At 31.3% G+C, this 14,698-nt stretch carries 21 protein-coding genes and 1 pseudogene; 5 read left to right on the top strand and 17 right to left on the bottom strand.

All coding sequences use genetic code 11. From position 1 onward, the window contains the following. The first annotated feature begins 653 nt into the window (after positions 1-653). The gene (locus VQL36_RS04070) at positions 654-1,967 is read left to right on the top strand and encodes an MFS transporter (protein ID WP_349248082.1); all 1,314 of its coding nucleotides are present in this window, start codon (positions 654-656) and stop codon (positions 1,965-1,967) included. Positions 1,968-1,980: 13 nt separating this feature from the next. Then, positions 1,981-2,406: a CPBP family intramembrane glutamic endopeptidase gene (locus VQL36_RS04065; protein WP_349251118.1), complete on the top strand. Its 426-nt coding sequence runs from the start codon at positions 1,981-1,983 to the stop codon at positions 2,404-2,406. A 158-nt stretch (positions 2,407-2,564) separates the two neighbouring features. Here the strand turns inward: VQL36_RS04065 and VQL36_RS04060 are convergent, their stop codons facing one another. Beyond that, positions 2,565-3,101: a 2'-5' RNA ligase family protein gene (locus tag VQL36_RS04060; protein ID WP_349248081.1), complete on the bottom strand. Its 537-nt coding sequence runs from the start codon at positions 3,099-3,101 to the stop codon at positions 2,565-2,567. Between the two features lie 259 nt (positions 3,102-3,360). Between VQL36_RS04060 and VQL36_RS04055 the strand changes: the two genes are divergently transcribed. After that, the gene (locus tag VQL36_RS04055) at positions 3,361-3,753 is read left to right on the top strand and encodes a CotY/CotZ family spore coat protein (RefSeq protein WP_349248080.1); all 393 of its coding nucleotides are present in this window, start codon (positions 3,361-3,363) and stop codon (positions 3,751-3,753) included. Between the two features lie 158 nt (positions 3,754-3,911). Here the strand turns inward: VQL36_RS04055 and VQL36_RS04050 are convergent, their stop codons facing one another. From VQL36_RS04050 to VQL36_RS04005, 10 genes and pseudogenes are all read right to left on the bottom strand, one after another. Then, entirely contained in the window at positions 3,912-4,898 is a 987-nt protein-coding gene (locus VQL36_RS04050) for an aminoglycoside phosphotransferase family protein (RefSeq protein WP_349248079.1), read from the bottom strand. 141 nt (positions 4,899-5,039) lie between these two features. Continuing rightward, positions 5,040-5,288, bottom strand: a complete 249-nt coding sequence (locus tag VQL36_RS04045) for a phosphotransferase (protein ID WP_349248078.1) — start codon at positions 5,286-5,288, stop codon at positions 5,040-5,042. Positions 5,289-5,419: 131 nt separating this feature from the next. Then, positions 5,420-6,333: pseudogene (locus VQL36_RS04040) on the bottom strand (quinone oxidoreductase family protein). Positions 6,334-6,405: 72 nt separating this feature from the next. After that, a complete protein-coding gene (locus VQL36_RS04035; RefSeq protein WP_349248077.1) occupies positions 6,406-6,873 on the bottom strand; it encodes a GNAT family N-acetyltransferase in 468 nt (155 codons plus the stop codon). Between the two features lie 21 nt (positions 6,874-6,894). Then, entirely contained in the window at positions 6,895-7,626 is a 732-nt protein-coding gene (locus tag VQL36_RS04030; protein ID WP_349248076.1) for a class I SAM-dependent methyltransferase, read from the bottom strand. A 32-nt stretch (positions 7,627-7,658) separates the two neighbouring features. After that, positions 7,659-8,213 carry an AAA family ATPase gene (locus VQL36_RS04025; protein WP_413789554.1) on the bottom strand — a complete coding sequence of 185 codons (555 nt, stop codon included), beginning with the start codon at positions 8,211-8,213 and terminating at the stop codon, positions 7,659-7,661. A gap of 90 nt (positions 8,214-8,303) precedes the next feature. Then, positions 8,304-8,924, bottom strand: a complete 621-nt coding sequence (locus tag VQL36_RS04020) for a nucleotidyltransferase domain-containing protein (RefSeq protein ID WP_349248074.1) — start codon at positions 8,922-8,924, stop codon at positions 8,304-8,306. 124 nt (positions 8,925-9,048) lie between these two features. Further along, positions 9,049-9,342, bottom strand: a complete 294-nt coding sequence (locus VQL36_RS04015) for a hypothetical protein (protein ID WP_349248073.1) — start codon at positions 9,340-9,342, stop codon at positions 9,049-9,051. Then, positions 9,326-9,478 carry a helix-turn-helix domain-containing protein gene (locus tag VQL36_RS04010; protein WP_349251117.1) on the bottom strand — a complete coding sequence of 51 codons (153 nt, stop codon included), beginning with the start codon at positions 9,476-9,478 and terminating at the stop codon, positions 9,326-9,328. Before VQL36_RS04010 ends, VQL36_RS04015 begins: the two co-directional genes overlap by 17 nt. Before the next feature lie 68 nt (positions 9,479-9,546). After that, complete coding sequence (locus tag VQL36_RS04005; RefSeq protein WP_349248072.1) at positions 9,547-9,789, bottom strand: alpha/beta hydrolase; 243 nt, start codon at positions 9,787-9,789, stop codon at positions 9,547-9,549. Between the two features lie 22 nt (positions 9,790-9,811). On the opposite strand from VQL36_RS04005, the gene VQL36_RS21115 reads away from it, so the two are divergent. Beyond that, positions 9,812-9,931, top strand: coding sequence for a hypothetical protein (locus tag VQL36_RS21115; protein ID WP_413789469.1), 120 nt, complete (start codon positions 9,812-9,814; stop codon positions 9,929-9,931). A gap of 284 nt (positions 9,932-10,215) precedes the next feature. Next, positions 10,216-11,061: a hypothetical protein gene (locus VQL36_RS04000; protein ID WP_349248071.1), complete on the top strand. Its 846-nt coding sequence runs from the start codon at positions 10,216-10,218 to the stop codon at positions 11,059-11,061. Positions 11,062-11,259: 198 nt separating this feature from the next. On the opposite strand, the gene VQL36_RS03995 is transcribed toward VQL36_RS04000, so the two are convergent. From VQL36_RS03995 to VQL36_RS03970, 6 genes are all read right to left on the bottom strand, one after another. Further along, positions 11,260-11,781: a GNAT family N-acetyltransferase gene (locus tag VQL36_RS03995; protein ID WP_349248070.1), complete on the bottom strand. Its 522-nt coding sequence runs from the start codon at positions 11,779-11,781 to the stop codon at positions 11,260-11,262. Between the two features lie 18 nt (positions 11,782-11,799). Further along, complete coding sequence (locus VQL36_RS03990; RefSeq protein WP_349248069.1) at positions 11,800-12,093, bottom strand: DUF402 domain-containing protein; 294 nt, start codon at positions 12,091-12,093, stop codon at positions 11,800-11,802. Next, positions 12,069-12,284: a DUF402 domain-containing protein gene (locus VQL36_RS03985; RefSeq protein ID WP_349248068.1), complete on the bottom strand. Its 216-nt coding sequence runs from the start codon at positions 12,282-12,284 to the stop codon at positions 12,069-12,071. The genes VQL36_RS03990 and VQL36_RS03985 overlap by 25 nt, the downstream gene beginning before the upstream one ends. Before the next feature lie 319 nt (positions 12,285-12,603). Continuing rightward, positions 12,604-12,906 (bottom strand): hypothetical protein, encoded by a 303-nt coding sequence (locus VQL36_RS03980; RefSeq protein ID WP_349248067.1) that lies wholly within the window; start codon positions 12,904-12,906, stop codon positions 12,604-12,606. A gap of 144 nt (positions 12,907-13,050) precedes the next feature. After that, positions 13,051-13,578 carry a histidine phosphatase family protein gene (locus VQL36_RS03975; protein ID WP_349248066.1) on the bottom strand — a complete coding sequence of 176 codons (528 nt, stop codon included), beginning with the start codon at positions 13,576-13,578 and terminating at the stop codon, positions 13,051-13,053. A 656-nt stretch (positions 13,579-14,234) separates the two neighbouring features. After that, positions 14,235-14,690, bottom strand: a complete 456-nt coding sequence (locus tag VQL36_RS03970; protein WP_349248065.1) for a hypothetical protein — start codon at positions 14,688-14,690, stop codon at positions 14,235-14,237. Positions 14,691-14,698: the final 8 nt, after the last annotated feature.

Genomic DNA, 14,698 nt, shown 5'->3' with positions numbered 1-14,698 from the left:
CTACCTCCCATGGTAATAAACAGAATAGGGAATATAATGTTATACTTGTTAAACAAATCGAATTGTCTTATCAATTTTTATTGTTTAATAGTTACCCTTATTTTGACAAAATTAATTAAATCCTTCCTAAATTATATACTAATTTTAAACTATTTTGGATATTACCAGCTAAGCTATTAAACACATACACATATTTAATTAATATTTATAAAATGAATAAACCACATGAAATCAAATTTATAATCCTTGATTTCATGTGGTTTTATTTATGCTTATTGTACAAATATAAGTTAGTTTTCAATTCTTTCATATGTCAACGGCGTCATTTCAGGACTTCTAATTAGTGACTCAACCTATAGAAAGCACTTATTGTGGAGCTTTTGTCTGAAGTAATTTGAAACCCATACCAATAAAAACGACCTTGTAATTTTGATTAAAGCATTTGCTATTTTTTGATTCCCTCTCATTTTTTTAGTCGAATAGGATGAGAAGTAACATCTTCCCAACCTTTGTATTCTTTTTGAGTATAAATGTATTAAAACACTTTTAAATAATTTAATAAGTCTCTTCTTGTAAGTTTATATTTAGTATACAATAGGTCATATCATTGTTGCATTTATATAAAGTTAAATATTGGAAATGAGGTAATCTGAATGTTGAATAATAATGAGCAACCAAAGTGGTTGCAAAAATACATTGAATCTCCAGAAAAACAACGACAGTTATATCGACGGACCTTGATTATAGTTGTCATTTCACAAATTTTCGGGGGTGCAGGACTTGCAGCAGGTCTAACGGTAGGAGCACTTCTTGCACAAGACATGTTAGGTACAAATAGTTATGCAGGAGTTCCAGTTGCCTTGTTTACTTTGGGATCTGCTGCGTCTGCATTGCTCGTAGGACGAATCTCCCAGCATTTTGGTCGTCGTTCAGGACTTGCCACAGGATTCTTAACTGGTGGACTCGGTGCAATAGGAGTGGTGATTGCAGCATTAACTAATAATATAGCTCTTCTTTTTGCTTCACTACTAATTTATGGTGCTGGGAATGCTACTAACTTACAAGCACGTTATGCTGGTACAGATCTAGCAAATTCCACACAAAGAGGAACAGCAATCAGTATTGCCATGGTTTCAACCACCTTAGGCGCTGTTGCAGGTCCAAACTTGGTTGATGTAATGGGAGGTTTTGCAATATCAATTGGAGTCCCAGCTCTAGCTGGTCCGTTCATTTTAGCAGCTGCTGCCTTCACCCTTGCCGGTTTGGTACTTCTAGTTTTACTTCGCCCAGACCCTCTCTTAGTTGCCAAAGCAATTGATGAGTTAAAAACTGATGGGGATCATCATAATGTCAAAAGATCTAGTAAACTAAATAAGCGAGGAATTTTTGCAGGGGCAACAATTATGGTCTCAACTCAAATCGTTATGGTATCCATTATGACTATGACACCCGTACATATGGGGGATCATGGTCATGGTCTGAGAGCGGTGGGACTAATCATTGGCTTCCACATAGGAGCAATGTACCTACCATCGCTAGTAACGGGTATCCTTGTAGATAAGATCGGAAGAAATGCAATGGTCATTGCTGCTGGCGGTATTTTACTTGCTTCTGGTGTTCTGGCTGCAGTAGCACCAGTAGATTCCTTATTGGTACTTATAATTTCACTCGTTTTACTTGGGCTTGGTTGGAATTTTGGATTAATTAGTGGAACAACTATCATCGTTGATGCAACTAATCCATCCAATCGTGCAAAGATACAAGGGACTGTTGATGTATTAATCGCTTTGGCTGGAGCATCTGGTGGTGCTCTATCTGGCATAGTTGTAGCTCATTCCAGTTATGCAGCACTTTCACTTGCCGGGGGCATCTTTTCACTACTGCTTATTCCAGTTGTTATATGGTCCCTTAGTGATCATAATCACTATTTTCTAAAAAAAGGAAGTATTCAAGGAAAGAGTAGATAAATGGAAAAAATAGATTTTAAAATATCATTATTCCTATCATTTATTTGTTTTTCCTGAATTTTCTTTTCTAGGATTATTGGTAGGCGTTTTATATGGGGGGGTTTTTGAAGAAATACTACTAAGATTATTTTTTATGTCTTTATTGATATGGATTTTCCAGAAGATTTTCAAACGAAATAAAGGTTATTTAAGTAATAAGTATTATTGGATTGCAATTGTTATATCGGCTGCCTTGTTTGCTGCTGGTCATTTACCTGCTACTGAAATGTTGTTCGGAGAGTTAACGACAAATTTAATTTTTAGATGTTTTTTACTAAACGGAATTGGTGGCTTGTTATTTGGATATCTTTATTGGAAAAAAGGTTTTGAATATGTTGTTTTAGCACATATGGTTTCTCACATTTCATTACAATTATTATTTATCCCGCTTTTTTATTAGTATAGTATTTTACAAAAAAAGCTATTGGTTTCAAAGATTTCAAAAAAATTATAAGGGGGTTCTTAAATCTAATTTAGTACTCGAACTCTGCTTACCTCTATTCAACTAATCTCACCTCGTATAAGAATTATACTAACACGAATCGTTTATAACTATACTCACTTAGTTTTTAGAGAAATATCTAAATATTTTACATACCTGTTTGTTTCTATTTCTTGATATATTCTTATAAAATTGATTTCAAATGTAGGGTAAGGACTGAGTTCTTGTTTAGAACAATTACCCATATCTTTTAATTCTTCACTGGATAGACCCCAAAATGTTTGTCCCAATGTTAAGTGAGGTACATAGTCGTCCAATTCCATATATTTTTTTATTAATTCATTATCAGGAGAAATTGCATTAACAATCTTCTGATGTAATTCAACTATTTTCTCTGATTTAATACTCAAAAACAATACGCTTTCACCAAAGAACATTGGTTCATCCAAAGATACTTCAAATGAGGAAAAACCTTTACATACCTGTTGTAATTTATAAATCCACCTAATGTCGTCAGTCAAACCACCTTGAGCTTTAACAGTTATATGTGGTTCCACTACATTGACAAGCAAATTATTTTTCCATCTACTTTGGAATCGAATTATCTTTTCTATATATTCATCTGGAGGTACAATCCCAACAAAATATTGCAAAATAATTCTCCTTACCTTATATACCATTTTTAATGTTCAAACCTTGAAATGAGCATGAAACAATTGCTCCACCTACTACATCCAATCTATCAATATTTTTCAAGTAATCTTTACAAGAAAAACAATCAGAAATCAAGCGTTATAAATACTTTGTCTCAAAAGACAATAGCACAATTAAAACAAACTCATGATTCCCGTCCATACAGATTTTTCTTCAAAATCATATTCTATTCTATCACAAAAGATGGAGGTGTTTTTCATGACTGTTAAAAAAAGAAAGAAGCCTAAAGGGAATAAAAATTGTATTTGTGATGCGTTAAAAAATATTGGAGATGTCATTATTTTAACTAAAACCGACAATACATTGTTATATGCATTTGGAGATATTCTCAATTCTTCAAGTGACCCTCTTGAACCATGTTATATAACCGTATATTTTCAAGTGAAAGAAGTTGATAAGTGCAATCAATGCATTACGTTAGAATTACTAAAACCAAATGAAGGACGTACAATTGATCCAGGGGAAAATTGTTGTGTTCCATTAAATCAAATTTGTACAGATAGTAATCTTGAATTTGATATTGATCCCACGAATCTGTTTATAACTGTTGATTGTAATACGATAAGTTCATTTCAAATAATAGACCTATAGGGCATGGTAGAAGTATTCTTCTTCATATACCTAATCTATAGTCTAAGTTAGAACTAGACTTTAGAACAGTATAAATCCTATGCGAAGGTGCATGCATTTTATCAACGTAAACTATTACTTAATATACAAAGTAATAGTTTACATTAATTCTTAGGAGTTCACGATCTTCCTTCCCTGTCAATTATTAAGGCCGAATAATTAGGTATATGTTGGATTGAATGACATTCTTCCATCAAATAATGTAAAGAATTTTGTTTTTCATTATCATCAAGATTGTCAAAGTAAATCAGTTCCATCCATTCCCATATATCTTCTAATTTTCTTCTCAATCTATAAAAAAGAAGAACCTTTTCGTTAATTTCAAAATCTTGATGTCTATGTTTATAGATATCAATAAACTTTTCATAATAGGGTTTGTCAACTAAGAAAAACATGTCAGCTTCAACTGGTGCTAGTTTTAATCCTTCCCAATCAATAAGAATTAAATTATTTTCTGTTTGCATAAAATTCCAATTATGAAGATCAGTATGACATAGTACAAACTTCAATTTCATTTCGAGTAGTATCTTCGCTAAATTTTCTGTTACATGGATTAATTCCAAAATTTTGGGGTAGAATGGTCCAATACTATCTCTTATACCACTAGAATCAATTGTAATATCATTCTCAAAAAATTCTTTCAAGCTCAAACAGAACGGTAATTTGAAATCCTCTCTTATTTTATCTGTTGCAATAGGTATTTCTTTTCCATAAGAATGAAGTTCTGATATTATTTCTGCAAGACTTTTAATCTGTTCTTCTGTGAGATTTTTATCACCTATAGTAGTCCCATAAATAAATTCAAATAAAATATAAATTGCTTTATCATCTTCACATTTATAATTTCCATTTATTGTTTTAATGGGTTTAATAATCTTACCATTCAGAGCAGTATTATTATTAAACCAGTTAATTATTGGTATATACTCATCAATTAAAGATGTCCATTTAGGTGTTGAAGCCCTACTTTTTTCATATGCCTTCAAAAAATATGTTCTATTGTTACTAATCACTTCAAAAGCAAGCGATGCCCATCCTCCTGTTTGTGAATTAAAACCCTTTGCATTAATATTGTATTCATTTTCTAGTATTTTCTTCAAATTCATAATCACACCACCAACATTCCTTTATATTTCGGAATAACGGATACTCTTGATCTTACATCTGCAAACGTAATTCATTATTTAGCCAATCTATTAATTTGGGAATTGAATCTGCATAACGACTAATTTCATTTATTGTTCCTGTTACTTGATTAGTCCCCATCTGCTGTTCTTCATGATCTGTGCATTTCTTTTTTTATCAATGCTTCCTATTTCATTTTCAGACCAGTAAATTGCTGTTTCAATCAAATCTTGCATAGGGTTTATATAGCCAGCTGATTCCCAATCAATTAGGACTGGATTGTCTTGATTCCACATAACATTTTTTGAATCTAAATCTCTATGGCTAATAACTGTATTTGATGCAAGCAATTTTGCTGCATTATTCGCCATTGTATTCCAATCATTACTTATACTGTACCCCGTCTTTACTAAGACATATTAATAAATTAAGAAAATATATTTAAGGAAAATCAAGCAAGTCCCTTTCTAAATAATTGAAAAATCTATTAGCTTATTTAATGCTAGCCTTTTACGTTTAATAATACCTTGCCAGTACTTTTTCTAGACTCTACAAACTCATGAGCCTGTCTAACTTCATGTAGTGAAAATTCTTTTCCTACTTTGATTTTCAATTGTTTATTTGAAATAAATTTTAAAACTTGATTAGATAGTTCAGGTCTTTCCATTCTAGTTGTACCTAAACTAAAACCTAAAACTGAACGACAGCTTGTATGAAGCTCATTTGTTTTGAAATTACCAATTTCACCGCTTGAATTTCCAAAGTGAACTAATCTTCCGTACTTATCTAAACAATCCATACTTAGTTCAGATATTCTACCTGCTAAAGAATCTAAAACAATATCAACACCTCTACCTGCTGTTAATTCCAATACTTTTTCTGGGAAGTTTTCATATAACATGACTTCATCAACGCCAGCTTCCCTTGCAACTTCAAATTTATCTTGATGGCTTACTGTACCGATAACTTTACTTGCCCCTAATAACTTAGCTAATTGAACTGCAGTTGTACCTACTCCGCCAGCTGCTGCATGAATGAGTACACTTTCTCCTTTCTGTAATCTTCCTATATCATTTAATAGTTTATGAGATAAGATTGCAACGGTTGGACAAGCTGCTGCTGAAGTGAAATCTATATTATCAGGTATAGCAAAAGTTAATGTATCTTTTGCAACAACATATTCTGAATAAGATCCGTCGGAAGGAAATGCGATTACCCTTTGACCAATAGATATATGTTCCACATCAGTACCAACAGCTTCAACCGTTCCAGCTGCATCTAGTCCGATAGATAAAGGAAATTTCCCTTTCTCTTTATTCCCTTTTCTTTTTTGATATCTGCAAAATTAACACTAGTTTTTTCAACTCGAATCAGTACATCATGTAGACCCAAAGAGGGTATATCTGTCTCCATCATTTCAAGTACTTCAGGACCGCCGAATTAATTTATAACAATACGCTTCATTATCTCTCTCCTTTTTAGAATGCATTAGTTGAATTTAAAAATGCTAATAAAATAATCTTCTTCAGGAAAATCACCTTGATAGTCAAAACCATGATTCAAATAAAATTTTTTTAATTTTTCATTTCCAGCCCAACAATCTAAGTACATCGTCTTATTTACATCATTTGCACTAGAACAAGCATATTCTATTATTTTAGAACCGAAATTCTTTCCCTGGTATTCAGGTAGAATGGCAATTTTACACAAATATTTACTATTAGATTCAAGTGTTAATTCACTTAAATAATCTATTTCTTTTATGCAAAAAGCACCTATTATTTCTGTATCAATTAATACATATGTATAGTTATTCTTTATTTCGCTTTTAATATTATCAACATCCCAAGGATATTCCCATTGGTTGATTCCCTTCTTTTGTAAAGCTAACGTAACTTTATTTAACACATTCAACACATGTTGCAGATCTTTTAACTTAGCAAGTCTTATATACATGTTCTTTTCACTCCAATCTTCTTATTTTTTGCAAGAAAACATTAAGAAGAGAGGAATTCTCATTCTTCGTCTATATTCACTTTCATTACTGAATTCTTTAACTCTTGGAGCACCTTCTCTAATATCTTCAATACTAAAACCTGCCTGTTTTAATAGTTGATAATATTCTTCAATCGTACGATGATATTTAACAACCATTTTGTCGATCCACGGTTCAACTCTTTCACCACTATGAAAATAATCATCAACAATCCAATCTTCTTTTGAGGAGGAGGCAGCTGCACTTTTTATTGATGAAGTTAACACAGGATGTTGAACGCTAAATATAAATCTTCCATCCATTAATAATGATTTATAAATATTTTGAAAAACATCCTTTATTTCTGCTAAATAATGTAGGGCTAGCCCTGAAACCACTAAATCATATTCATCTGCTTGAAAATGCCAATTTTCCATTAAAGAATGATATACTTTCCCTCCTGTTTCATTTAGATTTTTAATTGCTTCTCTGACCATATTTTCCGAACCTTCCACTCCATCATAAGAGATACATCCTCTTTGAAGAAGTTCTAACCCGAATTTAGCTTCCCCACAACCTAAATCTAATACCTTTTTTCCTTCTATATTCCCAATCATCTCTAACAATACAGGCTTTTCAATAATATTGTTTGGACTTTCCTTACGATTTCTTCTCTTTATATAGTTCTTAAAAAATTGTTCATCGTTATAGGCTGATGCACCTCTATATTCCATCTAATCCCTCCCTAGTAGATAAACCTTTAAAATTATATCATTAATTCTGGAAGCGTCATTAATGCCCATTTTTCCAATTGTTCAGGTGTTTTATGATTTACATCTACAAATATTGTATTAAACTTCTTGTACCATTCTTTTTCATATTTGTACAATTTAATGTTCTGGTTAAATGAATTCCTTTTTCTAATTAAATCATTTTGTTTTCTTTTATGAAGAGTTTCTTCATTAGCATCTAAATACAAAATAATATCAGAACGAAGTTTACGTAGCTCAGAAATTTCTTCTTTTAATGCTGCTTCAATATCCCAATCGTAACCGTTAGCTATTGGATAATACAACGTGTAAAATTCGATATCTTCTGGACCCCTATCATATATTATTTTTCCATCTGGTAAGTTATTAAATCTATTCATTTCTGCTTCAATAAATAATCGTTGATTTTCAATAAATCCTTCCTTAGTGTTTATATCTAAATGCTTTATCTCCCTTAATTTAATAATGGGATATGGATTTTCATATGTCACATAAACATCACTAAGTTGATTTTCTAACTTCTTAGCTAAAGTGGTTTTCCCTACAGCCATACCACCTTGAATCGATAATATACAGTTCAAATAATCACCCTTTCTCTACAACATCCCCAAACGATAGGTTTGTGTAAGAGTATACTTTATCTATATTTCATATAAGTATTCTAATAATTGTTCAATGTCATTTGTGTTTTTATTTTTTTCAAAAGCGTTTTTAAAAAGATTGTAAGCAACTTTATCGTTTTTATAAAGCCAATTAAATGACTTTTTTGGACCTAAATACCAAAGTCCTTTAAGTTCAAAATAGATTTCCAAGCTATCTTTAAGCATCCAATGAAACCTATAATTGCCTTCAATATCATTATTATTTGACCTTAGTTTCATCTTTCTTAACCAAGTTTTTAAAAACTCTTTTTCCTTTGTTGACAATTTTTTCGGTCCTTCATTAAATACTTTTTCTATCTCTGATAAAAACCTTTCAGCCAACCCTTTATCATTAAACAAAATCTTTCCTTTATTAACTCTTAAATATTGGGTGTGGTTTCTCATTTTGTTAGTATTGTAAATCCAGACATCTAATTGTTTTCCTTCAAACAACTCTACTTCGTTTTGGTCATCTGATTTATCGGTAAAGCAAATAATATCTATATCACTATCTTCTGAATAATCCCCTGTATTGTAAGACCCATATAGTATTATTGTATGGCACTCGTATTTTTGTTTTAGATGTGTTTTTACTTTTTCTAAGAAAGCATTAATATCCATTAGACCATCCTCCTAGAACAGATACTTACTTCTTTTTTATTCATATTTTAGTCTGTGTATAAACCAACAACTTTCTGAAGTTATCACGTTACTCAGATGTTCTATCAAGGTAACGCGCGATATGTTATCTACAAAACTCTTCAATTACTTGATCTTTGATCTCATCCAAAGGAAACAGGTTGGGATAGGTTGAGTACATTAACATAATTCCTTGAAGAGTGGATGAAAAATGGACAGATTTCATTTTAGCGTTAGAAACACCAAGTTTTTCAAACATCTCACTTTGAACTTCAAATTGTTTATCAAACTCAGACTGTAATTTATTAGAATATTTAGCCAACACCTTATCATGTTTAGGCTGTGTCAGTAGATTAAGAAAAAATCGAAAAACCCTCGGCTTTCTACTGACGTTTTCCAAAGAGCCCTCTATAATATAGGAAATTTGTGCAACTGGGTTCTCTTTTGTTGTAGAGAAGCCCTTTGGAGATTTTCGCTTTATTAGCAATTTCATCAATGGAAGTAGAATGATATCCGTTTTGAATGAAAAGTTCCATAGCAACTTTTAAAATTTTCTCACTGGTTTCACGTCGAATTTGATCATTTGTTTCAGGTGTGCGAGGCATTATTCTAATACCCTTTTGTGTAAAAATAAATTAATGTGATTGACGATTGTTTTAGGGTGAGTCAGTGTCACCATATGATCTGCACCTTCAACGATGATAAAACGAATTGATTGTACTTGTTTGAAGTGTTCAGAGATTCGAGAAAGATCTTCCCATTCCTTATCCCCTTGAATAAAAAGAGTATCTGCTTTAATCTCATGTAATTTATCAATAGTAACAGGATTATCTCGTACTGGTTCCATTATTACAAATGGAAATGGTGAAGTGGTAATTGGATTTTCCACAGCTACAAAGATATCTCATGAGAAAACCTCTAATTGTCATTTAATTTCAATGATCCATGAAGAAGAGATGGAAATGAAAGACCTGCTTTTAAAGATTTAATAGAAAAATTAAATATTGAAATAACCAAATAGATTCATTGTAGAAGAACACTTTTCAATTTATAGAGCTGAGACTATACAATTTAACTTGACTTAGAGTTAACTCTAAACTTTATAATTAATGAGAAAATAAAAAATATTGAAAGGACAAGCAGCTCAACACATGCTAAAGGTCAAACTAACACAGTAATTTAATAATAGAACTCGATAAAGGAAAGAATAAAAGTGTCAAATCATTCCGTTTTGTCAAATAAAAAATAAAATTTTAAAAAGGAGTTATGATTAATGGATCAATTTATTCAAACAAAAGACAATCATTTGGCTTTAACACAGTATTATCGCTGGTACCAGGTGTATGAGGTGCCTTTTAATAAAGCTCGTATTAATAATCAATTAGATATTTTAGCAGATGATATAGAAATCTCATCTCAAGCAGGGACTACTAAAGGAAAAGAAGGATTAGAAGAACGATTGATGATGTATGAAGGATGGCAAAATGCTCATCATGTTGAACAAACCGAAATTAAACGTTTGGATAACAATTGCCTTTCACTAGAAGCAGATATACTTTATCAAAACATACGTCCAGATAAAAGTAGATATAGTTATACAATTCACTATTCCACTATCTTAAAGCTAAGAGACAATGATCTTCCTCTCTTCACCAAAGTCAAGCTAGAACCTACAGGGACCATTGAAAACCCACAATTTTCATCTGCTTATGCCGAAAATCGGGCAAAATCATTCATGCATTATTGGTTATATTTAATGGAAACCGCAAGCGTCAATGGGGATAAATTTGATGAACTATTAGCTAATCAGTTCGAATTAGATTTAAGTACTACTTCAAAGATTGTAAATATTGATCAATTTAAAGAATGGTTAGCAACGATTGAGCATCAAGTGAAAGATAGTGCCCATTATCCAAAAAATTTCTCTGTTCAAGAAAATACCGATCAAACCTTAAAAGTCTCAGTAGATTTTGAATGGGAAGGCATTTCAGTTAATGACACCCCCATGATTGCAGAAACGCATCATGAGTGGATACTTGAAAACAACTTAGATGAACGTTTCCCGCGTATAAAAACCATGAAGGTGACTCAGACTATACCTTTTCAAACTAAAGAATAAAATAGATTGTACAATATCGTTAAGATTTTCTAGAAAGCTAATAAACTTTATAGAGAACTTCCACAATCTGGACAAACTCGTTATGAAAGACGCTTCTCTTATTAGAAACATGTTCTATATTGTGGAAGGTAAATTTATATCAATTGGAGCAATTACATCTGAAATCTATAATGTAATTACAGTCGCTTTAACAGCTCATTATTTTTTTAATGAATAAACTACCTCCGGATGAGAATTAAAACTTTCATCTTTAATGAAATTATTTCTTTTCAATAATGTAATGGATTTAGAATTGTTCATATGAGTAAAAGCTACAATCGAATTTAGTTTCATATTTTTAAATCCATATTCAATAACAGCTGTTATTGCTTCTTGCATAATTCCCTTTCCTTGATAGTTAGGGAATAACTCAAATCCAATATCTGCTCTAGAAAATTCTTTAGAAATATTCCATAAGCATATCCCACCAACTAATTTACTATCAACTTTTTGTGTAATTGCCCAAAAAACCCATTCATTGTTGGAAATCCCTTTCTTTATCTTGCTGATAAAGTTTGAAGCTTCGTCAATAGATTTTAATTTTTCTCTTTCTTGAAACTCCAAAACCTTTTCATCAGAACGAAGTGCGAAAATTTCATATTTGTCTGTAATATCAAGTTGTCTAAGCTCCAGACGTTCTGTGCTCAAATCTGGAAAAGGAGTGAAATTAATATTTATCATTATATACCTCCGATATAACTACCTGAGTTCTTTCTCTAAGATTTGTTTATGATTTTTCGCTAATTTGATCAATTTAAAATCATCATCTTGAATCAGTTTATTTATTTTATTTGCTTCATTCCAAGCCGTATCAAATAGACGCTTATCAATAAAGCCACTTTGATATGCCTCTTTAAGTTCATCCTCATCGAGTTGTTCAACTTCTCCTGATGGTAAAACCACAATATCTATAAATAAATCTTCTATCCAAGGAACACCATTTTCTATTCCATTTCTATTACATATATCTATGACCTGGTCACTATGTACCACTGAACTATTTCTCCATTAGAATTAAACATTGTCTTAACTGAATGCTTTTCTTTTAAAGGAAATTGTTGAAGCCACATATAACCATTGTCAACAATACAAATGTCTTTTTCTCCATGTTTTACTGATAAGGGTTCAGCTACCTGAGTTATATTTATTAATGTGATATAACCTTCAAAATCATCTGTATTCATTAAGGATTGTGCGTACTTTTTTTGTATAACACGTTTCCATCCTCTACGGTCGCCAAATTACAAATATACTCATACCTGTTCCGTAACAATTTTCTATTATACACTTAAGTTGGAGTAATGTAGAGAAACGAAAAGAAAAATCAGACAAACTAAAAAAGAAGTATTAGAAATAAATACCATATATTGACGTGCTATAGTGATCACCGATTATAATTATCACTAACTTTGTAATACTGATTTATAGCATCCTTGATTTGTGTAGAATATTCTATATCTCCCATCTTTTGATAGTCGTTTAATGTAATAGAACAGGTACCAGCTAATCTGGAATGTTAAAAATAACAAAACTAATTAGACACATTCCCAGTGCAGCTACAACATAAACTATATATTTTTCTTTATTTCTAATTTCTGATAATTTCTTTAAGCTTATCAAAAGTGGTATAGCCGTGATTGCAAAAAAACCAGTAAAAATAATAGATAAATATGGGATATAATAATTTTCCATGCCATCCGTCATACCAACCTTAAATGATTCAAAAAATAGAAAGAAATAAAAGGGACTTAGTAATAATATTGATAAAAGATATAAAGTAAATAACTTCAAATATGATTTAAACATTTGCAAACTCCCTTCAGTAATAATATGTTTGGCATTTTGTTTTCCATCATTTCAATTTTATTTGTATAAAACTTATCTATAATTTAACCATCATTAAATAAAAAAATAGTACTATATTTTTGTAGTACCATACTCATCATTAAATTATTTAAAATTGAATATTTTATAATCTCCATTATCGGATGAATATTGTACAATGTTATCATCCTTAGGAATTCCATCAAAATATGCTCCTATACAACCTGTCGTACATCTATGACCACATAAAAGAATATTAAATTCTTTTTCTCCATACGTATTTTCTAGTTCACTCATAAAGGCAAATACTCTTTCAGCAAACCTATTTTTATCTTCTACACCTTTATAAACACTTGGATCAGGCACAGGACCAGCCATTTTGACTTCACTTACATTTAATCCATCAGCCTCTCCTAAATCAAAAACGTCAATCCTATTATCTATTAAGACTTCTTTCCCACTCACAATCTCTGCCGTTTGGATTGCTCTCTCTTGTGGAGAAGAAAATACTAAATCAAACTCTATTTTTTGAAGTTTGTCTCTTAATACTTCTGCTTGTCCTACTCCATTTTCATTTAATGGTAACCCTATTCTCCCTTGCATTTTACTTTTCTTGTTTAAGTCTGTTTGACCGTGTCTTATTACATAAATCATTGTTTTCCCTGCCCCCTTTACAAACATCTTATTAGCATAAAATATACAAAAAATTCTGCTTTGATAGTTTAACAATTCCTCACCATGCTATGGTATTTGGAACTAGAATCAAAAACGGATATACAAATTCATCCTTCGTTATCAAAGAAAATGCTACCAGATCAGTGATCCGTAAGATGGACGTATCACATTATTCTTTAACTCGAAAAGTCTTTTTCAAAAAATTAAAAAGTTTCCCGATTTTTTTAAAAAGTTCTCGATAGAAATCACTTAGATATTTGTTAACTACATACCGTAATATACTAAAAAACAATGAGAAAATTAGTATATATATTACGAACAGCAATCCTATTTTTATTATTTCCATAACTGTGTAAAACACCTCTTTTTCGTAGGCATATTCTTCCGATTCATAAATAAGAGCGGATTCTCACGCTATCCTAAAGAAGGTATTGTTACCCCTTCTATTATATAAGCTGAAAAATTAAAATTATACCCATAATAATTTTTAAACCAGGCAGTTTTTTCACTACATGTAATTGAATTTGTGAAACGTGCCAGATTGAGAAAGATCGCTTTAGGATGACTAACTACAAGAATTTTTCGGATAAGCACTGCTGAAGAAGGAAAAAACAACAATCCCTCTTATTAAACAGCTAACTTTTCGCTTTACTTAAAGTGCTTATAATTTCAGCGTAGAGTTCATCGAGAGGTCGAGAGCTGTCGATCTTTATGACAGGACTCTTTGATATTGTCATTTGATAGGATTGTTCCGCATATGTACCTGCCTTACCCTTATCTTCTTCTAACCAGTATGTTTTACACCATTCTAAAAAGTCATTTGTATACTTACCATTTTCATCTAACCACATTTGACTAAGATTTTTTCGTTCGATTTCCCTTTTAATTAGACGTTTCATACGGACTTCTTCATCAAGTGAAAGAAAAACTAAAAGGTCACGGTTACAAAAACCTTCAGGATACCACATAAAAATGGAACCAGATGCTATATAACAATCGTTAGAACTAATATCTTTTTGGTACATTTCAATTCGTTTTTCAATTGGATTATTTTCCGAAAAAGAACTATCTTTCCAAAAATAGTGATCCACTTGATATT

Source organism: Chengkuizengella sp. SCS-71B, assembly GCF_040100845.1.
GTDB lineage: Bacteria > Bacillota > Bacilli > Paenibacillales > KCTC-33759 > Chengkuizengella.
This window is presented reverse-complemented; position numbering and strand designations above follow the sequence as displayed.